Raw genomic sequence first — 23637 nt, 5'->3', positions numbered from 1 at the left:
ACGACGGAATTTGTCTGCTACTAGCCAATAAAACGCAACCGTTATCAGTATCCAGCTAAACCACTCGATTGAAACAAAATGCATGACTTCTAACCTAGCGTTTTATTGCGAGAGATATTTCATATTGTCTTCTCGCTAGAGTAAGACTAACCTCTTCAACATTTGTGATTTCTGTATATCCCAACTTTTCCAATAATGGATTGGCAATTTCAGCCAGTCGACTTAATTGATAGCCAGGTAATTTATCCCATTTATTAACATTCGACTTGTCAATTTTTTCTTTCTCCATACACTTGGGATCACTCAGTCCTAAGTCAATCGTATTAGCTAAACCTTCGGTTAGCATGTTATCGGTATAAGGCTCATTTATAAATTCACAAACATATTCTAATACCTCTTTGGGCTGTTCTAGAAGATCTTCATAACGAATAAGTAGGCAATTCGCTGGATGGCGCTCAGCAAAATTCATTAATTTATAGGTTACATCCATCCATGAATGTAACATGGCCTCAATAGGTTGTTCATATTGGCGTATATAAGATTTAAACATATTAATATACATGCCAGAAGCATCACTAAACTCCTTGCAACTTATTGCTACATCCAGCCCATGGCGAACTATTCCAATAAATTTAGCATGTTCTCCAAACAGGGTGTCAATTTCATCAATATAGAAAGAATCGGCCGCTGTTTTTTCAACCCAACGCTTTGTTGTATTTTGAGTAGAGAAAGAGAGTAGTTCGAAGGCAAAATGCCGTAATTTGTCTAATACTTGGCCATCAGACATGCCAACAAAGCTCATTCCTGCCAACACCCCCATATCCAACCCATCGGCAGTATGTTCAGCCTGAATGAAACGAGCGCAAGCGTTCAAAACATGGGTTTCACCCGGGCAATGCAAATTTTCATGTCCATTTAGCAAACGCCTGAGTAAAGTGGTCCCTGATCGCGGGTGCCCCAAAATTACTATCCCATCATCCTTTTTTAGTTCGCTCATTATTTACTTTCCAATTTCGAATTTACGATTTCAACGGCATTTTCCAATGATTTGATGTTCATAACATCACGCGCACTTAGAGATATATTAAAGTGTTTTTCTAGGGCCACTACCAATTGAAGTTGTCCTAAAGAGTCCCACCCCACTAAGGTTTCTTGAGTGGATTCTGGTTTTAATTCATTGATTGGCGTTTTAAAAATTGAAGCTGCTAATGCAAATGTTTGCTCCATCACTGAACCAGAAGTGGAGGTTTCTGCTCCTGATAGGTACTGCTGAGCTTGCTTCTTAACTTTCTGTATTTCAATTTTTCCCGCGGGGCCATAAGGAAATGAATCGAAGAATACAATATGATTAGGAATTTTTTCGGGTGCAAGGTGTTCTCGGCAATAGGCAATTATTTCATTTTCCGACAGATTTACACTTGCAGCCAGAACCACACAGCTCACCACCACTTCTTCTAGAAATGGATCCGGTAACCCCACAGTAGTGGCTTCGTTAATGCCATTTACACCTAACAATACAGTTGTAATATCTTCAGGATATAGCGCCAAACCAGTGCGGTTTATCATGTTCTTCTTACGACCAACTATACGGTAAAAACCTTCATCATCTAAGGTTGCTAAATCACCTGTGGCAAACCAACCATCTTGCAATACACTTGATGTCGCTTCTTCATTTCTGAAATAGCCGTTCATAATCAAGTCACCTTTAAGCAACAGCTCTCCTGAGTCTCCAATATTTACTTCGTTTCCTTCTACATCTACAATTTTTGCAATACAACCAATGGGCTTCCCTATTGTGCCCATTCGTCTTGAAGATTGCTCAGGGCCACAAAATATAGCCTGCGACACCGTTTCTGTTAAACCGTATACATTTGTGATCTGAATATTAAATCGAGATTCAATGGTCAGCCACAATTGCTCTTCGAGAAAACCTGCTGTTGAAATAAGAAATTTAAAGTCATTTCCCGTAAAGCAATCATCAAATTCCTCAGGCAAAGATTGGATAATATTTAGTACCGCTGGAACAGTAATGACATGAGATACGTTGTAGCGCTGCACCGAATATAGAAAGTCCTCAATATTGTGATGACCAACCTGTTCTGGTCGTATCCAACTAGCGCCACTACAAAACAACATGAGAGCGGCCATATTTAATCCATCGGTATGATGTAATGGCAAATGATTCATTACTATTGCAGATGGCTCGAGTTCAAACTTTTCCATGTATACTGCTTGTTGTACCATGATGTTTTTAAAGCTCAATTCCACTCCCTTAGGAGATGAAGTTGTACCAGATGTAAATAGGATTAACGCTGGAGTTTGATAGTCAATATCTCCCAGTGGTTGGTCAACTCTATTTAACTTATTGGTAACTAATGGGTATTCATCTGATGCACTATCTTTCTTAAGCCGCAAGAGGCCAAACGCGGATTTACTAAATGATCCCTTCTTGATTTTATACAATGGAACTTCTGTTTCAACACTGACTTTCAGTATCTCGTCAGCCTTTTTTTCGTCCATAAAAATCGCAGCAGCCTCGGCGGCGCTTAATAGTATAGTCACCTCTGAATTAGAAGCTTGAGGATCGAGCACAACCAAAGATAGGCCCGCGAGCAAGGTGGCGAAAAAGAATGCACTGGTTTCCACATCATCATGGCAAAGCAAAACAACCCTATCACCCACATTTAAATTGAGTTGATGAAATAAGGCATTACATTTTTCAACTTTGCTAAATAAATCACCATAGCTGAGATTATATTTTCCAGTAAGAAAACTTTTACTTGATTTAACATCCTTCTTTAATTGCTTGTAGATAGTATCGAAAGGTAAAACGGTATCAAGCGTGCTCATATTTAGTCCTTTATTTTTTTTGCCAAACTTTTTGATTTAATAAGTTAGGGATTTTTGACCTTTATTTTGGCTTTATAATTGAATGTCATTTTTACATTATTCATTTCGCCAAACTAAATTAAAGTGTGATTGCCATGCCCCGATTAATTTAGAAAATATAAAAAATACTAACATTTAGTCGAAATTTCTTTTGCACGACTTAAGCATGTTCGAACGATTGTAACAAGATACAAAAAATTCAAATTTGAAAGTATGCTTCGATTTGTGATAATTTGGCCGCCAATTTGCTTCCTAACTTCCGACAATTAACTTACTATATTTCCCAAATATTTTCTTTATTAGTAAGATGATAAGTGAACAAGCGAACAGCGTAGTTGTTGCTACTATGAAATAGGCTACCAAATCACCACTTGCATTTTTTTCATATACATTGAAAAACAGTAACTTTCCTGCCGTTAAAAAGTACGAATGAATAAAAAATACGCCAAAGCTTGTATCTGCAATGGTACCAATTACCTTTGAGTTTAAATAGGAATTGAATTTAAAAAACAAACCAAGGAAAAAAACCGACATCATCAACTTTTGCAAATAGTTCACATATGTCATTGTTCCATCCTTATAATGAAATTCATAATAAGCAAGATAAACTATGAGCGGAACCGCAATGAGTATAAATAAGTTGTGGCTGATTAATGGATTAATCTTAGTCTTAAAGTGACTACAAAACATACCAAGTAAATAAATAGAAAAGAAATGAACAAAGCTTTCATGTGGTAAGCCTCGGCCAAAATAACAGGACACAATTATGAAAATGGGTAAGAAAAAGTAAATTATTTTTCCTTTATCTGCTTTAACTAAAATCGGTGCAATCAAATAAAATATTGAGATCATAGGTATAAACCAGAGAGGGGCTAGGTGTTTTCCGGTTAAGTAAAATAAACCAATTTGTTGAAGTATCGAATAGTCGTAAAAACCTTCCCAAACAGACTCTCGCTCAATAATTGTTACAAATATCAATATTGCAGGAATTGAAATGAGCAAATATGGAACAATTACATTTTTTAATTTAGACCTGTAGTATTTTGATTTATCGAATTTGTGTGATAGATGTTGAAAAAGGTAGCCAGCTATAAAAACAAATAGAACACTGCCATTGGAAATTAAAATTCTCAATATTTTTTCTATATCCTCATTACTCCAAATAAATGCATCTATAGAGTGACCAGCCACAATAAAAAATATAGCTAGAGCCCTGAAATAATGAATGTACCCTAAAAACATGATTCTTCCTTTTCAACAATAATTCGATATTTGTTTTAACTATTAGTCTTAATGCAAGTATTTACTTTCACTGCTTTCTAGACCCAATATTAAAGTGCAGTATTGTTTAATATTTAACTTAAATATGGAAATTTTAAATTTATATAACTTCCCTCAATTAATATCACACAACATCACTACCACTAACAAATAGTGCAGTAATTCTTTCTACTTCAAGCTTCAAATCCTGGTTTGAAAAAGTATGATCGGCCTTTTCTAAATGGTGCAATTGACAGTTTTCTACAAACTGTTTCCATTGCTTGTTAGACTGGGCTTGCTCATTAAATTCCCGTGCGGTTAAGTCATTACCACTTAAGATCATACATACTTGCCCTTTAAATTTTTGCGCACCAGTCAGCATGCGCTGTTGATAACTGCCAGAGTCCGACTCACTCTGTTGCATACTGTCGGCCACAAAGCCTTTAGCATCTTTTAGACTGCCTCCCACATTGACATTGCCTTTGACTAATTTTCGCCAAAAGTCTTTAGATAACAATCGTTGCAAGTAATAATATTTCACCATGCTTTTCGCCATGGCTTGCTCGTTTGTAAGCCAAGGGTTAAGCAAAATCAAACCTGTTATGCGCGAGTCTTGATGGGCATAGAGCAAGGCGGCAGAGGCGGCATCACATAGGCCCCAAATCACTACTTTTTTGACGTCGGGGCAGTTTGCTAGCAGCGCATCGGTAGCGGCTTTGATATCATCATCTAAATGTTCAAAGGTCTGTTTTTCACCCGCTGCATCGCCCATGCCTCTGCAATCAAAGCGCAAACTGGCAATATTATTTTCGGCCAAAAAACGTGAAAGCTGAACAAATTGGCGATGACTGCCTACACGATATTGCGGACCGCCTACCACCAGCAACACAGCAGTATCTTTGGCGTTATCGGGATTATGCAAAATCCCCAAACTAGGCTGGTTATTAATCCTAAAACTGATAGCCGTTTCCATTATACGCCCTCCAAATTCTGCAAAAAGGCCGGGCTAATGGCATACAAGTCAGGCAAATCAAATACCTCGGGCACTTGCCAAAATGCCGGTGTTTGTTGGCAAATTAATTGATAACTTGCTTCAGGCCAATTATTAGTGAAGCGAGTCACAGCAGGGGTGGCAGCGTTTGCCGCCAACTCTAACCATAAAAAAGGCACTTTAGGGATAAAGTCGGCTGGTACTTTTAATTGGTCTAGGGCGTTTAGCATGGACGCATTAATAGAATAACCGGCTATCTCGGTAGGGTTGCCAGCCAGAATATGTTCCCGCCAATTTATCTTTTCCTCGCTCGATTGGTTCATCATACTATTGGCTTGCTTAATGCGAATAAATTGGCTGGCAAACTGCTTACCATTAGTCACCGGTTTCCAGTGCAGTTGTGCCACAATGGGTAACTCACTGAGTAACTTATCTTGATGGACCATTGCCAATAGCGAACCAAAACGCAGGCCCCACAGTACAATATTCTCAACACCTTGCAGTTGCAACCAACGGCCGGCGGCGAGAATATCATCTAGCCAATCATTGGGTGTTACCTGCTCAAACTCCCCTTGGCTATCACCAGTACCGGTGTAATCCAATATGACACAAGGCAACTGATTTGCGGCAAAGTATTGCGCTTGTTTGGCAACAACTGCTCGGGCTAAATTGAGTTCTTCGGCGAAGGAAGGTAAACATAAGATGGCGGTTTTGGACAACTCACCAAATTGAGTTAATAGAATGTCGCCCTTTGTAGAGGGGACAAAATGACCTTTGATGGTGTTCGAATGTTCTAGTGTTACTTTGTTCATTAATTTTCACATACTCAGAGTAATGTCAGAATACAATTCATAAGATTGTGTCGAGATATTCATGCCGAATAACCTATGTTATCTAATTAAGAATGTTGATAGCATTAGATTACCCATACTAATGAAAAAGCTCGGATAAATGGAAGTTATTTTTCCTCCTGTTATGGCAGATGCTGCTGAATTTCCGCCTGTTACTATTAAGGCTCCCCCTAAATTTCGCTTAAAGGACTTACGATTATTTCCAGAGCAATTGGAGTTAAATAACATCCAACTTACTCGAAATGGTCGAGGTGCAATGGGTGTAGTGGGCACAGCTCTTAAGCATTCAGACAAAAAAAATGTTATTTTGATCCCTGCTTATCATTGCCCTGCTTTAGTCGAGCCATTTATTCATTTAGGGTACGAAATCCGTTTTTACCCAATTTTGCCAAGTCTAGGTGTTGATATATCTGAGTTTAGAAAGTTACTAAAAAAAGATGTAACCCACTGTATTGTAATTAGATATTTTGGTTTTACGCAAAATATAGATGACGTGATCAATTTAGCTAAAAGTGAACGTTTATTAGTAATAGAAGATTGCGCTCACGCATTATTTAGTTTTATGGAATATGAAAATTTAGGCAGCACTAGTGAAGTCGATGCAAAAATTTGTAGTATTAACAAGTTGCTACCTAGTATTGACGGCGGAGCACTTTATTTTAAAAATAACACGAACATTCCGCTTCTCAAGCTAAGTAGTTGGGTACAAGAACTAAAGGGATGTCTGTTCCTTTTAGGCATAACTAATTTAATTAACCGTTTTAGATTTAAAACAGTTAAACAAGCAAATTACCTTAAAGATGATTCTGAGTTCAGCCATGCTGACACATCTGGTTTGAAGTATTTCTCTCCCTCAGATATGGCATCAGCAGGCTATCGCCATACTCGGTTTATTCTCAATCACAGCAATTTTAAAAAGGTTGCAAAGAAAAGGCGTTACAATTTTGATTACCTTCTTAAAGAACTAAACAAATCGAAAATTGGCAAGCCGCTCTATCAAAATAGCGAAAACAATATCCCCTATGTTTTCCCCTTTTTATTAAATGATGAAAGGCATTTCGTAGAGTTGCGAAAAATGGGTATTCAAGTATTAAGGTGGGAAGAAGTAGCGCTATCTGATTGCATTATTAGTCAAGACTATAGAAATCGACTGGTGCAACTGCCCTGTCATCAAAGTTTAAGGCAAGAAGAGTTGGAATCAATAGTCAAAATAATAAATTCAATGGAAAACAACTAATATGAATTGGGAAATAAAACCAGCAACCGATTTTAAACAATATAAAAGTGACTGGGATAATCTAAATATCAAAGGACACAACTTACCCATACTTAACTCGATTTTTATTGAATCGCTATTGAATCATTTTTTTGAAGATAACGAAAAACTAGCCATTGGCTATGATCAAGATAAGATAGCTTGCATGGTTTTTCTCCGTAGAAAAGGCTTAGGCCAATGGGAAAGCGTCATGCCATCACAAGCCCCTATCTGCTTAATGGTACAAAATGAAAATTCGCTTACTGAAAATACGCTTAAAACACTTTGTAAAGCATTGCCAGGCTGGGTGTTACAACTAGATTTACTGCAATTAGACTCCAGAAACCTAACCATCCCAACTAGCTCACACATCAAAACTATGGACTACATAACAACAGGTAACCGACCCATTCCTAGTTCTTTTGAAGAGTACTTCGCATCTTTGGGTAAAAATTTACGTCAAAATTACAATAAAGTAGTTAACCGCGCAGCAAGGGCCGATCAAAAGTTATCAACCCAACTTATTGTGGCACCCAATGAAGTGACTGAAGCTGTAACGAAATACGCCGAAATAGAAGCCCGCAGCTGGAAAGCAGAACTAGGAACGGCCATTACACCAAGCAATATTCAAGGTCGATTCTATAGCGAGATGATGACAAATCTATCTCAAACAAAACAAGCATGTTGCTGGTATTATTTAGTTGATAATCAAGTTGTTGCCTGTGATCTATGTGTAATACAAGAGCACACCTTAATCATCTTAAAAACCACCTTTGACGATGCATTTAAACAATTTTCACCTGCGCTGCAATTAAAAGTAGACATGATCCGTCACTACTCAGAACATCCTGAGTTAGGAATTACCAACATAGAATTTTTTGGCAAAGCAATGGAATGGCATAAGCGCTTGGATTCAGAGCTACGGGGACTATTTCATCTAACCTATATAGAAAAAGTTTGGGTGAAATTTATATTAAAGATCATATCGAGCCTTAGGAGATAGAATGATGGAGAAAACCATGACTAAAACAAGTGTGATTATTCCATATTTCCAAAAAAAAGCTGGAACCTTACTTAATGCGTTAAATAGTATAAGTAATCAAACGGCCTTAAAACGTATTCAAGAAGTGATTATCGTAGATGATGGCTCACCTATACCCGCCGAATCAGAATTACAGGGGATTAGCTCTACTTTAGTGGACAAAATCAAGGTGTTTCGTGTTCCTAATGGTGGTGTTTCAAAGGCAAGAAACTATGCGTTAGACCGTGTTTCTGAAGAATCAGAATATGTCTCTTTTCTAGACTCAGACGATGTTTGGTTGAAAAATCATATTTTTCATTCTTTGCAAGCTTTGGATAGCGGCTCTGATTTTCATTTTTGTAATTTCACACAGTTAAATCAGGATGTAGGGGCATTTGAACGAGCAGGCAGAGTTGATCCGAACGAACACAAGGCTATTGAAAATACAGAAAGTTTATTATACCAAGGTAATATGCTTTCTCAAATCGCACTCGCTAATATTATAGGAACTTCGACTGTAAGTTTTAGGTTCAAGAAATTCTCACAGTTGCGTTTTGATGAAACTTATAGCTACGCGGGTGAGGATTATCACATGTGGTTAAGTCTATGTTGTGATGCAAGTAACATATCGTTTACAGCTTTTATCACCTGTACCTATGGAGCAGGTGTTAATATTTTTTCTGGAGCTGAATGGGGAACCAAACATTTAGGGATGAGGTTATTAGATGAAGTTAAATATCGTGAACAAATTTTAGAACAGTATTCATTGGACTTGGCAGACCAAAATACGCTATGCCAGCAAATTTCAAATAAAAAGAAAGACTTCCAAAAAAATATGTGGTCAATGTTAAAGCACTTGCAAATTATTGACGTGCTGACACTTTTAAAAAGTAAACGAGCAAGTAGTTTATAACCCCAATTTATTTTTAACCAATCGTAAATGAAATTTAAGGTGCGATTTATCCCACGGCGTAAAGCGATTTAGCTCACACCATTTTGCTTGTGGAGTTGATATGCCCCATTGGGTGGACACCCCATAGTCGAAACCGGCGGCGGCCACTGCCACTACGGCTTCTGATGTGTAATCGTTATCGGGCTTGCCATTTGGATAGGCAAAGCCCGTTACGGGTTTATTTATCCAGCTTTCTAGAGTTTGCTTACTCTCGCTTATTTGCCTTGTTTGCTCAGCTAATGTCTGCGATTTTAGTATGGGATGGTCAACCGTATGGGCCCCAATCTCGATCCCAAGTTCGGATAATTGTTTGACTTGTTCGGGCGTCATCATCTTGGGTTTGGCTTCACTGGTCTGATTATCGGCATATAACTGATCGATGATCGTGCTCCGCTGTTGATAGTCTTGATATTTTATTTTGGGAATAAGGCTATATGCCAACTCGCGCCGCGAGGCCCAATCACTCACTTTGGCCACCGGTAAATCCAGCGCTGCCAAGTTAAATTCCGTTATTTGTTGATTGCCGATTAAATCAATTAGCCGGTCATTCCACATATTGCAGCCATGACTAAATCCGGTAGCTACATAAACGGTGGCGGGAATGCCTAATTCTTGCAAGATGGGCTGGGCCACAGTTAAGTTATTAAGATAACCATCATCGAAGGTGACGCATACCGAATTGGCGGGTAATTGGCCTTGTTTAAGCATTGTGACCGCTTCTGCCAATGGCAGTGGATTAAAGTAATCCCGAATTAGTTGCATTTGCCAGCGGAACTCGGCGGCATCGGGTTCAGACGGGCGCATAGGATCTTTTTCGGCAACCACTTGATGATAAATCAAAATACTCAGCTTGTTTTTGCTGGTGAGTTGGCCAAGCTGTTTTAAACACCAATGTATCACTCGGTTATTCCTTGCCTTGTAACCACAATTCTAAAATCACCATAATCCAGATAAGCTCGCCATAATAACTGGCGTGAACACTGTCGTGCGCCTTGAGTGCATCATCAATTAGTGAATCCTTTACAATGTTACGCTGTTTAAACGCATTAAGGCATTGTGCGGTGATATCTTTAAGTTGCTGGTTTTGTTTCATCCACACACCAAAAGGCAGACCAAAACCGTGTTTACTCTTGTTTAGAGTGGCGTCATTTAAGAAACCTTCACAGCTTTTTTTATAAAAGTCCCGTAATTTCCCACCGGGTAATTTTGTTTCTGCCGGCACAGAACAACTAAAATCAATCAGTTTGCGGTCTAAAAACGGGAAGTCCACGCTAACACCTGCTAACTCACACATTTTAGTGACTTTGACTAAGTCGTTATCGGCTAAGGTGAACTTCCAGTCCAAATACAACATAGAATCAACCGGATCGTCACTCTTACACTCGCTGTAGCGCTGGCGTTTCAACTCAATGGTTTTGTTGCTATCGATATCGGCTAAAAAAGCCGATTCGAACATATTCTGTGCGCCCAGCTGCTTGATAAAATTAAAGGTTTCCATACGGTCTGGCAGTGGCACATCCGCTTGTTCGATATAGCTGGCCGCCTTTTTAGCAATAGGTATTTTTCGGGCTAACTCATTGTTAAAAAACACCCTAGGCAGAGCTTGTAGCCATTTAGGAGCTTGATGAAAGTGCTCAAACACTTTTTGCTTGGCATAACGCTCGTTTCCGGCAAATAGTTCATCACCGCCATCCCCTGCCAGCAAATGAGTTACCCCATTTTGTTTGGCAAAAGTGGCACAAAAATACGCCGCCATCGCCGATGAATTGCCAAAGGGCTCATCAAAATACTGGGCCACTTTCACAAATTCTTTTGCCGCCATTTCGGGTGTTAAATACAACACCTTATGTTCGGTATTAAAATGCTCGGCAGTGAGCTTGGCATAAGCTGTTTCATCATAGGCAGGGACATCAAAACCGATAGAGAATGTTTTGGCTGGTGTTTGATGTTTAGCCAACATACCGGCCACGGTTGAGCTGTCTAAGCCGCCACTTAAAAACGCACCACAGTTTTCCGAAACTTGCTGTTTTACTGTTTCATCTAAGGTGGTTAAGCACTCTTTTTGAGCTAGTTGGGTGTCGGTTATTTGCTTGGCAAAGTCTGGGCGATACAAGTTTTCGCATTGTTGCTGTGTTTGGGCATTAAAACTAATGGCATTGGCCGGTGCCAATTTAAAACATTCTTGATAAATGGTGTCTGGCGCGGGAATACAATGAAAGTAGAAATAATTGTAAATTGCCTGCTTCGACAAAGTGCAAGTTACTTTAGCCTGCTGGCGTAGAATTTCCAGTGATTCAGAAACATACAAACAGCCATCTTGCAGCGAATAATAGCAGGGTTGGATACCCATTTGGTCATTCACCAAAGTGAGTTGCTGCGCGGCATTGTCTACAGTTAATAGCCAAAAGCGGCCATGAAGCTGCTGGTAAAACGCCTGAATATCCTTGGCATCTTGATACAACTGCGCTAAGTCTGCCCCGCTTAATTTATCTTGTTCCTGATAAATATTACCGCACCAAACAATAGCAACATGCTCGTTCTTGAAGGTGTTTTGGGATGCCTGAGTATAAACCTCACAACGTAAATTATCGTGAACTGGCAACCTAATGGGCTGACATATTGCAGCGGCCGAAGAATCTGTCATGTATTTATCCTGTACTTCCTTTAATCGGCTATTGTTAACAAAATAGTCCCGTAGTGCAATGGTTTAACCGCTGTAAATGGGCTAAAAACTTCCTTATACAGACATGGTTTGCTGTAATATTTTTTCAAATGTAATGGCTTGTTGTTGCCTTGAAAAACGTTGCAACTTATCGAGGTTGTCAAACTCAAAATTACCTTCTTCAAGCTTGTAGATAAAGTCCGTTAACGCAGTTTTTATTTGCTGCTTATCATCGAGATCCGCAATATTGGCAACCCCTGCTTTGTCAAGCAACTGCCCAGTGTCACCTACTTTAGGGGTTAACGCTAAAACTGGCTTTTGAACTCGTAAGTATTCATAGGCTTTAGCAGGGATTTGATAGTTACAGTTTGCTGCTTGAAGTAACAGTAAAGCATCCACTTCAAACATTTCAGACAAAGCTTGTTTATATGGAATAGGCGGCTGTAGCTCAAAAATGTCACCAATATCCAAAAAATTAATCTGTTGGATAAACAAAGAGTCGTGGCCTGTAGCCCTTAACCTAATCTTTATTTTTTTACTGTTTATGATGCCTTCCTGTTTAAGTTCGCTAACAGCCTGAAACAACTGCGTGGGGTCACGCTCTGAAGGATAAATAACGCCGCTATGCATTAAAATATAAGGCCCCGCGGCTTTATCGATAGTTTCGCTTTCAGCAATTTGAGAAAATATAGTTTCGTCAAAACCATTAGGGAGCACTTGCCAAAATTCATCTGCAATATCGGGGAACTTCTGTTGATAAAAAATCTTAGCGCCGGGCGTTGTCACTATCGCTTTAGCGCAATGTTTAACAATTTTATTTTCTATCCAGACAAAACACTTCTTTTTGCGAGGCTCAGTGGGGTAATCATCTTGCGCCATAGGATCTCGTAAGTCGGCTACCCAAGGAACACCCGTAATCCTATGTAGTAAATAGCCAATACAATGCGCTGAGGCGATAGGATAAGTAGAGACAATCACATCAGGACGTTGACGTAAAATAGACCACAGCCCGGCAAAAAAACCACCAAAAATCCAACTTTGCCAATTGTCGGGTAACGCCATCCAAGATAGATATTTGTTTCGCCATGAAAAATGCCGAGAAGTGTCGCGACCAAATGCTCGGATCACTTTTACATCTTTTGGAATAAATGAAAACTGATCTTCTGCCCATTTGACGTAAGATTTAAGCGAAGCCGTAAGAACCGTTACCTTCCAGCCTTTCTCTGATAAATGACGGGTAAAGGCCAGGGTGCGATGAACACCACTACTGCCTAAGATTGGAGGATAGTGAAAGGCCACATATAATGCATTTGGCTTATTATTTTGCTTCATTTATGCCGATAATAAAGTTAAGTTATCAAAGTGTATCCATTATGTATCCATTTGAGTTAAACAGGAAGTATCTTTATGAGTCTCTCAAAATTACCCGCCATTCTTTTTTGTTTATTTGTTTTTTTATCCACGAATGCCCTAGCTCGTATAGACAGGAATAATAACACCTGTGATATTGTAAAAGGACGTCCACTTACTGCTTCTTATGGACCATGGGATTACACTAATCCTAACCATAAGGATAAACTTCCTATTGTTTTAGGAGCACACTTCACCCCTTCAGTTGAGCGATTAATTAAAGGGAATAGCGCATCTATAGCTGGTGATATTGGTTACACTTTACGTGCCATTCCTAATTATCATCGTGCTCTTTATGCTATATCAAAATATGAAATGCGTTTAAGGGGTAAATTGAAAGCAGGCGAACTATTTAAACCACAAGAATATACCGCTGAATGTTACTTTAAGCGTGCATTACATATGAATAGCAATGATGGTGTGACTCATATGCTTTATGCCATGCATTTAGCAAAACTAAACAGAATAAATGAAGCGGAACGAGAATATTTATTTGCTTTCAAATTTCAGCCCGAAAACCCTGAGATTATTTATAATTTAGGCTTATTTTATTTGGACACAAACAGAATTGACAAAGCCAAAGTAATGGCAAAAAAAGCTAAGAAGTTAGGTTATCCCTTAAATGGGCTTCAGAAAAAACTTAAAGGTAAATGAGTTAGTATATGTTTCATTTTCAGCGTAATGACTAAATGAACAAACAATTTTCAATATATCTAGACTTGATTCGTTTCCTCGCTGCCTCTGTTGTATTTTTGTCACATGCCCCTGGATTTTCTGGTGGTTGGTTATGGCAATTGGGAGGGTTGGGTCATGAAGCCGTTGTTATTTTTTTGTTTTATCCGGGTTTGTAATTACATATGTTGTTTATGAAAAAGGTGAATCTGCGAAAGCTTACACAATCAATCGACTTTCTAGAATTTACTCAGTTGTAGTACCTGCTTTGCTAATAACAGTTTTTCTCTATTATCTTGGAATGGAAATAGATGAGCAGGCTTATAGTTCATTATCTGTAGAGTTAGCAAGTCCAATTAGAATGTTGTTTACTTCTATTTTTTTTGTCAATCAAAGTTGGGTTGCTACACCTGTTTTTTTAAATTTACCGTATTGGTCGCTAGGGTATGAAGTTCTATATTATGTGTTTTTTGGTATTTTAATTTACTCAAATAATAGTATAAGAATAGTATTGCTTACTTGTGTGATAGTTATAATGGGTCCTAGCATCTTGCTATACTTACCCATTTGGCTTGCAGGTGCTCTATGTTACAAAGTTTCACAACGATTTAGAACACCACTTTATGCAGCAATAGCAATATATTTCTTGTCTATATTAGGCATCATTATTTTTTCAAATTCTTTATTTCAAAAGTATATCAACGCTTTTTCTTTTAACTTTTTTGGAGACACCCTATTTAATTTATTGTTGCAACCTTCAGAAAAATTCTTAGTCGACTACATATTAACACTTTTCATTTCCATGAATATTTATGGAGCGTACAACATTTTATTAAGATTAGAAGTTTTTGGTGAAATTTTTGGTCGGTTTGTTCAAAAAATTTCGTCTCATACATTTTCATTATATTTGTTGCATATGCCTTTTATGTACTTTTTTTATATTATTTTTCCTTTTTCTTCTAGCCCAATTCAGAACATTCTTTCTATATGGGTTGTAACGCCTGGCTTAGTATTAATTGTTAGTCACTTCATTGAAAAAAATAGGTATGTTTACAAACGAGAATTCAATGCGGGCTTGGAAAAAATAGTCGAAATACTTAGTATAGGTAGGGTCCACAAGTAACTCTTAACGAGCTTATTCTTTAAGTACTTTGCCTAAAAATGCAATTTTTCCGAATAAATAAGAATAATTTTTTAACTTTAGCGTGTGAAGTATAAATGCAGCATAAACTTTTTTCTTATCAAAAAAGTTAAACACCTTTTTGTTTCTCAATAACTGAAATATCTCTAGAATTTCGGTTAGGTGCCACTTTTTATTTTTGGCTTTAGTCCACTGATACGTTAAGTTGTTTTCCACCTTAATTGGACATGGCTCATGCCCTGGGTATGTTTGCCAAGGCGTGGTTCGAGATGATGGATGAAAGTTTTGAAACCACTGCATATATAGCTTGTGATTTAACATGTCTCGACTGTGAATTTTATGAATTTTTTCTAAAAAGACACTGTCAAAAAACGGCAAATGCAATTCTGTTTTATGTTGCCCCATGGTTTCAAAATGTATATGTAAATGCCGTTTTTGATCATTATTCATTAGAAAATAATATATTGCTTTTCCACTATCGTTTTGGTTTGGAGCCATCTCTCTTATTATACTTTCTGTTAACTTTAGGTTTGCAGTCTTATTAAAATTATTGGTTAAAAATTTTTCAGGTACAAATGTTTGTGTGTGTGTTTGAAATATCTTTGCAGCTAATGTGAAATCATCATTTTTTAAAGCATTTAATATATCTTGTGTAATATATACATGGCCTACTGCAACACTTCCCCCGTCTCCAGACCAAATGTTACTTTTATCAACATTATTACTAATCCCATAATTAGGCTCTTGTACGCAATCAGCAATTAGCTGCGTCCAATTAGGGAAAGCAAGGGTTTCAAAGGTCTTTTCATTATGGTTAAGCTTGGCGCTTTCAGCAAATAATCGAGCATATTCATTGTCTTGAGAGCGACTTGTAGAAAAATTAAATGTATGCAGCTTTTTAACATACTGCTTTACTTTAGATGCAATAACCCTTGAGTCTAACCCTCCACTTAAGAAGCTAATAGCTTCTTCACTATTATCTAAACGCAACTGTATGGCGTCATCGAAACAATCATAAAGGTCATTAATATCTTGAACAGTGACTTTTTCATTAATAGGGATATTCTTCCAATCCCAATAGTATTGGGAGCTTATTTCATCTTTCTCAAAATGGAGGATTTCTGCACCATCTAAACGTTTAATGTTTTCAAATTGAGTGCGATTTGAAAGGCAATACCCAAACGCAAGCATTTCGATTATGCCTAGACTATCTAGTGATTTGTCAATTACTGATATTTTTTGAATAACAGAAAGGAGAGAAGAAAATATAAACACTCCATTACCATGATAATAATAGACGGGCCTGATACCCATTTTATCAGTAAAAATTGAGGTTTTATCATTTGATTTATCATAGATTAAACCTGAAAAAACGCCCCTAGCGCTTCGTAATGTCTCAAAGAGCCGTTGTTCTAAACAAGATTTATCTGCGAAATCGTTTTCGAATAGAGGATTCCCATTAATAATATCAGTTGATTTTTTTGAGCTACGAATATTACTTTCAAATAAAGCGTAAGATGTAAAAAATATCGAATCTTCACTGTGCTGGAATATGTCTTTAGTTCCACATTCATCTTTAAAGTTCGTTCTTACCTCGTCCGTAATAATGCGTTTTAAGGTTGGGTTGTTTAAACATATAACACCGGCAAATATAGACATTGTTACCTTCTGATATTCATATAAAAGTATATTAAATTGTTCTCATTTTATTCTTGATGATTAAATAGAGCTTTTTCTCTGGACCTGTTTCAGAGCGCACTAAAATTGTTAATATTAATAATATAATACTGAAAGAGGTCATGCCTATTGTGATTTCCACAATGAGATTTATTAGCAACGGAAAGCTCAAACTGTGTACCAGTGGCACTGCGTAGAATAATAATCCATACATGATTATCGCCGATGTAATTATGCGCCATGTTTGTTGCATTAGTAGCCAAATGTTCAAAAGCCCAATATAATGCTGTATTATTAAAATAGACAGCATGCCTATTATTCCACAGACAAACACGCCATATGTTGCACCGACTAAACCATAACTAACTACAGCTAAAGGTAAAATTGCAAGTTTAATAATCAACATAAACAAAGAATATTTACTGAGGATGTCGACCCGTTTGAAAGCGATTAACGCAGAAACTGCACAAGACACGAAAACTCTTGTAATCCCAAAAAATGCTAATACTTGAACTAGAGGTATCACACTCAACCAATTTTCTCCTAGTGCTAGCTTAACTATATCCTCAGCTAACACACTTAAACCAGCTGCCGCGGGTATAGCAAGTAATAAAGTTGATGCTAGGATATCAACATACGTTTTTACTAGCTTAGAACGAGAGTTGTTGAGTTTAGATAAGCCAGGTAGTGCAGCTCGAGCGACTGGCATAGATATTTCAGTTGACGGCATTCCAGATATTTCATAACCCATGGTATAAAGCCCAAGCGATTCTGAAGACGTAAATCTACCTAAAAGAAATGCATCCATTTTTGTTGAAAATGCCCCCATTAATTCATAGGCAAACATCCACTTTGAAAAATGAAAGATATGTTTTACTGAAGCAAATGTTAAAGTAGGCCTGTATCTTGACAATATGTAACTTGCGAACAATGCAATAACATTGCTAAAAAGTATACCTATAGGAAAAGCCCAATAAGTTTCCCATGTAATTGCGATTGCAATGGTTGTAGTAAAAGATACTAACTTTTTTATTAGATTAAACTTAAAGTCGAGTTGGAAGTTCATATCTTTTAAAAAATCAACAATACCTACATTGTTAAAACCTTGAATTAAAGTTGAAATTGCGTATACGTATATCAAGTGCTGTACGGCAGGCTCCTTAAAATATTCGGCCAACGGAATAGATAAAACACACATAATGACTGCAAGTAAAATGGCTCGAATGATGCTCAGTGTCCAGACCGTATCATAATCCTCTTTGGTTGCTTGTTGATTTTGAATTAATGCCGCGGCAAATCCAAATTGTGTCACTAAATCTAAAAATCCAGACAAAATAACTGCTTTGGCAACGATACCGTAATCCTCAGGCAGTAAAACTCGCGCAAGAATGATGACGCTGATAATACCCAGGAATCGAATTGACATTCGCATAAGCATTGACCAAATACTACCGATGGCAATTTGCTTAACAACGTTGTTACTACTCATGCGACTTCAAATTGGATGAAAGGTTGTTGCTATTTATCACCACAACAATTGCGATAATGGCGTAAAGCAAATCAAAATAGGCACGACTTACATTCGCTCCAGTGATACAAAAGCCAACTAATGAGAGTGTTATGGCCAAGCAGAGTTGATCGCACCATTTCGAATTGTTCGCAATCGCTAGTTTTCTGTTTCTATTATTCATCCTTAGGGTTTTAAGTAGAATAACCAAAAATATTCCAAGGCCAACAAACCCATGATCTCCCAAAACTTGCATATATATATTGTGGGCGGCCTTAGGTAGGAGTGTGGGTGGAATCGTTGGTGTTTCTAAGAAGGTAAAATCAGGAGTTTTAGCACGATATCTGTGCCAAAGGAGGGGGTCGGTTACTGCCTTAAAGCCACCACCTGTTACTGGATTATCAATTGCAATAAGTGTCGATATTTTCCACGCCCATAAACGCCCAATAAAAGAACCGTCTTCGGTTGCTGCGGTTGAAACAGTATTTTGCCGTTCTTTCCAGTCTGCAGGAGCAACAGCATACATAAGGGGTAACATAACAGCAGCCAAAATCGCCAGAGCAAATTTATGTTTAGACTTCCACCAAAAAGCGAAAGACAATATAGCCAGCCCAATAAATCCTCCGCGAGAAAACGTTCCTACAATAGAAATAATGTTAAGGGCCAATAGTGCCCACAAACCAACTTTTAGTCGCTTGTCTTTACAGGTTTGCATTAGATAAACAATAAGAGGAATACACATATTAATGGCCACAGCTAAATCGTTTCTATCAGCTATTTGCCCAGCTACTCCCACAATTCTATGGCCACCACCTGACAGAATAAATTTTACAGCTTCCATACCAGCATAGCTTGAGATAGAAAGAACAATTGCCCAAATAAACGTTTCTATATGTAACCGTGTGCGTAATATAAGCACTGCAAACATAAATAACATTAGTACTTTCATAAATTCAGTGAAGCGAAACCAGACATCATCAGGAATACTTCGAACATGGAGTACAGATGATAAAAAAGTCCAGAATCCAAAAAATAGTATCCAGCCCCCTAAACCACTTATATTGAAATGCTTGTTTTTAGTGACGAATAAGTAAGAAAAGAAAGTAACAATAACAATGGTTAGATTTAAGCGAAAATCTTGAGAAAACCCATAAGCCCAATTTGCCGGCGCGGTTAATGCAATCCAAACCCAAGCACAAACACCTAAATATGGGCGTTTAAAAGAGTAGTATATGGCTACAAAAAGTAGCATTACTAAAGCAATGTCCCTCATGGTTAACTTTCATCCTGTTTACTTGACCAATACATTAAATAACAGAACGCGATAATGTCTGCCCCCAAATAAAGACTGTCTATCATGATTTTTTACCTGTTGTAACATGACTAATTACATAGCGAAACTTACCGGATTTTTCGGCTTTTATTTGCTCTACGATTTCAACATTGATGGTAACGTCTTGGCCTAGTCTGGCCTTAAAGCCCTCGATAATTTGTTGTTTTACATTATCATCAAATTGGCTATTAGGTACTACTTGCACATCGGTTTGCTGCAAGCTTTGTTGCACGATTTTAAATTCACCCACCTGATTGATTTCCCGCAGCACATAAATAAGTGCCAAGCCGTGCATCATGGTGCCATCGGCAGCCACAATAAAGTCGGTGGTGCGCCCCTGAATTTCTTCAAGCAATGGTAAACCACGGCCGCAGGCGCAGGTTTTGTCAGATAACGTGCCAATATCGCCGGTGCGATAACGAATAAAGGGAAAATCGCTGGTGGCTAAGTGAGTGACTACAATCTCGCCAGACTGGCCTATAGGTAACGGGTTTCCCTTAGGATCGATGATTTCTACTACTATGTCTTCGGCCGAAATATGCATGCCGCCTGCGGGGCATTGGTGGGCAATAAAGCCGGCATCACGGCCACCATAGCCATTGGCCACTTGGCAGCCAAAGGTTTGTTCGATTATCTCCCGTTGATGGGGATACAGTCGTTCGGAGGTGACAAATACAACTTTGATGCCCAGATCATCCATTTGTATTTGATGTTGCTTGGCGTATTTGGCGATCAGTTCGTAAACCGAGGGGTAGCCAAATAACATGGCCGGTTTGAATTGGCGAATTTGCGCGATAAAGCCAGCAATTTTTTCATCATTCAAATCAAAGGCGGGGATCAAAAGCGAGCGGAATAATTTGTCGCGTATCAGTTTGATTTTATCTTGGGAGTTAAGCTCGATAGGTGAGCCCCAAGCGACGATTTCTTTGTCGCCAATATCCACATCCCACCAGCGGGTAGCGCGCCATTTTTCGGCGACATCGTGGCTGACTCTTTCGTTGCCAAGCAAGAAAATTAGCGGTGTACCGCTAGAGCCACCGGTATTGAATTGACTAACAGGTCCGGCATTTTTAGATTTAAGTTGCTCAAAATGTTGTTTAATTTCTGCTTTGCCTAGCAAAGGAATAGTGGCTAAATCTTGTGTGCTGTTAATCTGTTTGGGGTCAATGCCGTGCTGGTCGAGGAGACTTTGGTAGTATGGGACATTGCTATAAGTCTGCTGAATAAAGCGTTGGAGTTGTTTGGCTTGCTCGGCCAATATTTGCTCGCGACTTAGCCATTGGGATTTCTCCAATCCGATTTTGATTGCCCGTGTTTGGTGTTTCTTTAATATTTCATGTAGTGGAAACAACAGGCCGGCAACAAACTGGGTATAGATTCGGTTCAACATGTAATTATTTACCATCCCCATTTATCGCGGCTTGATAATACTGGCTTAATAGTTGTTTAACATTTTGCCAATGAAATTTTTCGGTGGTTTGTTGTCCATTATCTATCAAGCGTTGGCGTAAGTCATTGTCTGACAATATTTTAATCGCGGCATCTGCCATTATTTGCGGCTGAGCGGGGTCGATTAGCAAGGCATCGTGCTGGTCGCTGACTAATTTAGGAATGCCGCCCACATTGGTGGTCACTACTGGCGTGCCGCAAGCTAAAGATTCGATCACCGAATTAGGGGTGTTATCCACCACGCTAGGATTAATGCTCAAATCGGCCGAATGATATAACTTGGCCATTTCCTCAACCGTTAAACGGCCGGTAAAGGTCACTTTTTCGGTTAGGCCTAATTGCTGTGTTAATTGTTGCAATTTATCTAACTCGGGGCCACTGCCGGCTATTGATAATTGCGCATCGGGGAACTGCTGCAAAATAATTGCAAAGGCATGGATGGCGGTGGGCACATCGTAGATTTCTTCTAAATTGCGCGCCACCATAATATGCGGTGTGTCGGATATTTTGCTTTTGGGCTGAAAACAAAATAATTGCGTGTCTAAAACATTAGGCACCACCCCAGCGTCAACCTGCCACTTAGCGAATACATCTTGTAAGAATGGGGAGGGAACAATCACGCCTTGGGCCTTGCTCAAGGTTTTATTGACCCAAAACCAAGATTGCTGGAAAAACGCCTCGGCATAGCCACCGCGATAATTAACCATAACAGGTACTTTATTCCAACGGGCAATCAAAATGGCCGGTGCCGCAAACAAATGCCAAGACCAACCAGAATTGGCCATAATGTGCATGATATCGGCACTTTTACAGGCACGATGCAGGGCAAACAAGTAAGGAAACAGCCGAAAAATGGCACGAACCCCGGGAAGTTTTTCAGCCCAAGCAGGACGATAAGGCGCATTGGTAGCAACCATCTGACAAGTGCAATTTTCTTGTTGTAAAAACTGACGTAGCTTTCGGGTCTGATTAGCCATCCCCCCAGCAGGAGGCGGAATAGGCCCCACTAACGCCACATTTAAATTATTAAGAAAATTACTCACTTATGTTCCTTCTTATCCATCAATTTAAGGTGTTCTGCACTTTTGTCGTTCTTGAATGCGTGAGGACGACATAATCCTGTCGTTCCCGAATGTTGTTATCGGGAACCTAGCGCCTTTATTTACCTTCAGCACAGTCGCTGGGTCCCCGCATGCGCGAGGACGACGAGATTATTATCATTCTCAATATGTTCCATTACCGTCATTTCCGAGGTGCCATCCACCTTCATCCCCGAGGTGCCACCCAATGTCATCCCCGAGGTGCCACCCAATGTCATCCCCGAGATCTTTTGATCGGGGAACCAGTGTCTTTAGCCCGTCACTCCAGAAATGTTTCACTTCCGTCATTCCCGAATGTTTCCCTTCCGTCGTTCCCGAATGCTTCTATCGGGAACCTAGCGCCTTTTTCACCTTCAACATCAAAGGCGCTGGGCCCCCGCATTCGCGAGGACGACGCAATAACTGTCGTTCCCGAATGTTTTTATCGGGAACCTAGTTCCTTTTCACCTTCAACATCAAAGGCACTGGATACCGGCTTAAAAGACTGCCGGTATGACAATACTTATTCTTGCCATCCCCGCATGCGCGAGGACGACGCAATAGCTGTCGTTCCCGAATGCTTTTATCGGGAACCTAGTGCCTTTTCACCCTCAACATCAAAGGCACTGGATACCGGCTTAAAAGACTGCCGGTATGACAGTACTTATTCTTGCCATCCCCGCATTCGCGAGGACGACGCAATAACTGTCGTTCCCGAATGCTTTTATCGGGAACCTAGTGCCTCTTTCACCCTCAACATCAAAGGCGCTGGGTCCCCGTATTCGCGAGGACGACGCAATAGCTGTCGTTCCCGAGTGCTTTTATTGGGAACCTAGTGTCTTTACCAATCAAATAATCTCATCGTACAAATCATGCCAGTATGGGTTTTGCTTTTCTATTAATGCTACTTTCCAATCTCGGTTCCATTTTTTAAGCTGTTTTTCGCGGCTAATGGCTTGATATATATCTTCAAATTGCTCGAAATGAACTAATAAATGAACCTTATATTTTCTGCTGAACCCTTCAACTGCATCATTTTTGTGTTCCCACACCCTTTTAATTAGATCATTGGTTACCCCAATATACAAGGTACCGTTCCTTTTGCTCGCCAGAATGTAAACTGCAGGTGATCTCATAAAAAGTTACCTGTGTTTTTGTTCTACTTTGACACTAAAGGCACTGGGTCCCCGCATACGCGAGGACGACGTAACCAGTCATCCCCGAAATCTTTTTATCGGGGATCCATTGTCTTTATCCTGTCGTTTCCGAATGTTTTTATCGGGAACATAGTTCCTTTTCACCTTCAACATCAAAGGCACTGGATACCGGCTTAAAAGACTGCCGGTATGACAATACTTATTATTGCCATCCACGCATGCGCGAGGACGACTTAATATTGTCTTTACCGAGTGCTTCCCTTCTGTCATCCCCGAGGTCTTCCTTTCCGTCGTTCCCGAATGTTTTTATCGGGAACCCAGTGTCTCTATT

18 protein-coding genes and 1 pseudogene are annotated in these 23637 nt (G+C 39.2%); 5 read left to right on the top strand and 14 right to left on the bottom strand.

All coding sequences use genetic code 11. From position 1 onward, the window contains the following. Window positions 1-94: 94 nt before the first annotated feature. The 5 genes from Q0688_RS25645 to Q0688_RS25625 all read right to left on the bottom strand — a co-directional run bounded on the left by Q0688_RS25645 (window position 95) and on the right by Q0688_RS25625 (window position 5952). The gene (locus Q0688_RS25645) at window positions 95-997 is read right to left on the bottom strand and encodes a sulfotransferase (protein WP_299084262.1); all 903 of its coding nucleotides are present in this window, start codon (window positions 995-997) and stop codon (window positions 95-97) included. Continuing rightward, window positions 997-2850 (bottom strand): AMP-binding protein, encoded by a 1854-nt coding sequence (locus tag Q0688_RS25640; protein ID WP_299084259.1) that lies wholly within the window; start codon window positions 2848-2850, stop codon window positions 997-999. Before Q0688_RS25640 ends, Q0688_RS25645 begins: the two co-directional genes overlap by 1 nt. 291 nt (window positions 2851-3141) lie before the next feature. Continuing rightward, complete coding sequence (locus Q0688_RS25635) at window positions 3142-4131, bottom strand: acyltransferase (protein ID WP_299084256.1); 990 nt, start codon at window positions 4129-4131, stop codon at window positions 3142-3144. Between the two features lie 163 nt (window positions 4132-4294). Then, window positions 4295-5122 carry a hydrolase 1, exosortase A system-associated gene (locus Q0688_RS25630; protein WP_299084253.1) on the bottom strand — a complete coding sequence of 276 codons (828 nt, stop codon included), beginning with the start codon at window positions 5120-5122 and terminating at the stop codon, window positions 4295-4297. Beyond that, window positions 5122-5952, bottom strand: coding sequence for a hypothetical protein (locus Q0688_RS25625; RefSeq protein ID WP_299084251.1), 831 nt, complete (start codon window positions 5950-5952; stop codon window positions 5122-5124). The genes Q0688_RS25630 and Q0688_RS25625 overlap by 1 nt, the downstream gene beginning before the upstream one ends. A 139-nt stretch (window positions 5953-6091) precedes the next feature. Here Q0688_RS25625 and Q0688_RS25620 point away from each other — a divergent pair, with 139 nt between their 5' ends. The 3 genes from Q0688_RS25620 to Q0688_RS25610 are packed head-to-tail and all read left to right on the top strand — an operon-like array spanning window position 6092 to window position 9180. Further along, the gene (locus Q0688_RS25620; RefSeq protein ID WP_299084248.1) at window positions 6092-7228 is read left to right on the top strand and encodes a DegT/DnrJ/EryC1/StrS family aminotransferase; all 1137 of its coding nucleotides are present in this window, start codon (window positions 6092-6094) and stop codon (window positions 7226-7228) included. A gap of 1 nt (window position 7229) precedes the next feature. After that, window positions 7230-8249: a GNAT family N-acetyltransferase gene (locus Q0688_RS25615; RefSeq protein WP_299084245.1), complete on the top strand. Its 1020-nt coding sequence runs from the start codon at window positions 7230-7232 to the stop codon at window positions 8247-8249. A gap of 1 nt (window position 8250) precedes the next feature. After that, window positions 8251-9180, top strand: a complete 930-nt coding sequence (locus tag Q0688_RS25610; RefSeq protein WP_299084242.1) for a glycosyltransferase family 2 protein — start codon at window positions 8251-8253, stop codon at window positions 9178-9180. Here Q0688_RS25610 and Q0688_RS25605 read toward each other — a convergent pair. The 3 genes from Q0688_RS25605 to Q0688_RS25595 all read right to left on the bottom strand — a co-directional run bounded on the left by Q0688_RS25605 (window position 9175) and on the right by Q0688_RS25595 (window position 13213). Then, the gene (locus Q0688_RS25605; protein WP_299084239.1) at window positions 9175-10119 is read right to left on the bottom strand and encodes a polysaccharide deacetylase family protein; all 945 of its coding nucleotides are present in this window, start codon (window positions 10117-10119) and stop codon (window positions 9175-9177) included. The two genes, Q0688_RS25610 and Q0688_RS25605, sit on opposite strands and share 6 nt — an antisense overlap. A gap of 4 nt (window positions 10120-10123) precedes the next feature. After that, complete coding sequence (locus Q0688_RS25600; RefSeq protein ID WP_299084237.1) at window positions 10124-11863, bottom strand: asparagine synthase-related protein; 1740 nt, start codon at window positions 11861-11863, stop codon at window positions 10124-10126. 93 nt (window positions 11864-11956) lie between these two features. Further along, on the bottom strand, window positions 11957-13213 hold the full coding sequence (locus Q0688_RS25595; RefSeq protein ID WP_299084232.1) for a glycosyltransferase: 1257 nt from the start codon (window positions 13211-13213) through the stop codon (window positions 11957-11959). A gap of 75 nt (window positions 13214-13288) precedes the next feature. On the opposite strand from Q0688_RS25595, the gene Q0688_RS25590 reads away from it, so the two are divergent. Next, complete coding sequence (locus Q0688_RS25590) at window positions 13289-13945, top strand: hypothetical protein (protein WP_299084229.1); 657 nt, start codon at window positions 13289-13291, stop codon at window positions 13943-13945. A gap of 181 nt (window positions 13946-14126) precedes the next feature. Beyond that, window positions 14127-15086 (top strand): annotated as a pseudogene (locus tag Q0688_RS25585) (acyltransferase family protein); the annotation flags it as partial. 12 nt (window positions 15087-15098) lie between these two features. Here the strand turns inward: Q0688_RS25585 and Q0688_RS25580 are convergent. The 6 genes from Q0688_RS25580 to Q0688_RS25555 form a co-directional block, all read right to left on the bottom strand. Further along, complete coding sequence (locus tag Q0688_RS25580) at window positions 15099-16763, bottom strand: asparagine synthase-related protein (protein ID WP_299084226.1); 1665 nt, start codon at window positions 16761-16763, stop codon at window positions 15099-15101. Window positions 16764-16794: 31 nt separating this feature from the next. Continuing rightward, entirely contained in the window at window positions 16795-18270 is a 1476-nt protein-coding gene (locus tag Q0688_RS25575) for a lipopolysaccharide biosynthesis protein (RefSeq protein ID WP_299084223.1), read from the bottom strand. Next, window positions 18263-19561, bottom strand: coding sequence for a putative O-glycosylation ligase, exosortase A system-associated (locus Q0688_RS25570; protein ID WP_299084220.1), 1299 nt, complete (start codon window positions 19559-19561; stop codon window positions 18263-18265). The genes Q0688_RS25575 and Q0688_RS25570 overlap by 8 nt, the downstream gene beginning before the upstream one ends. 82 nt (window positions 19562-19643) lie before the next feature. After that, on the bottom strand, window positions 19644-21011 hold the full coding sequence (locus Q0688_RS25565; RefSeq protein ID WP_299084218.1) for a phenylacetate--CoA ligase family protein: 1368 nt from the start codon (window positions 21009-21011) through the stop codon (window positions 19644-19646). 4 nt (window positions 21012-21015) lie between these two features. Continuing rightward, window positions 21016-22113 carry a glycosyltransferase family 4 protein gene (locus Q0688_RS25560; RefSeq protein WP_299084215.1) on the bottom strand — a complete coding sequence of 366 codons (1098 nt, stop codon included), beginning with the start codon at window positions 22111-22113 and terminating at the stop codon, window positions 21016-21018. 884 nt (window positions 22114-22997) lie between these two features. After that, window positions 22998-23285, bottom strand: a complete 288-nt coding sequence (locus Q0688_RS25555) for a GIY-YIG nuclease family protein (protein WP_299084212.1) — start codon at window positions 23283-23285, stop codon at window positions 22998-23000. Window positions 23286-23637 lie beyond the last annotated feature (352 nt).

The organism is uncultured Paraglaciecola sp. (assembly GCF_937123705.1).
GTDB lineage: Bacteria > Pseudomonadota > Gammaproteobacteria > Enterobacterales > Alteromonadaceae > Paraglaciecola.
The sequence above is the reverse complement of the archived record's forward strand: the minus strand, read 5'-3'. Positions and strand labels throughout refer to the sequence as shown.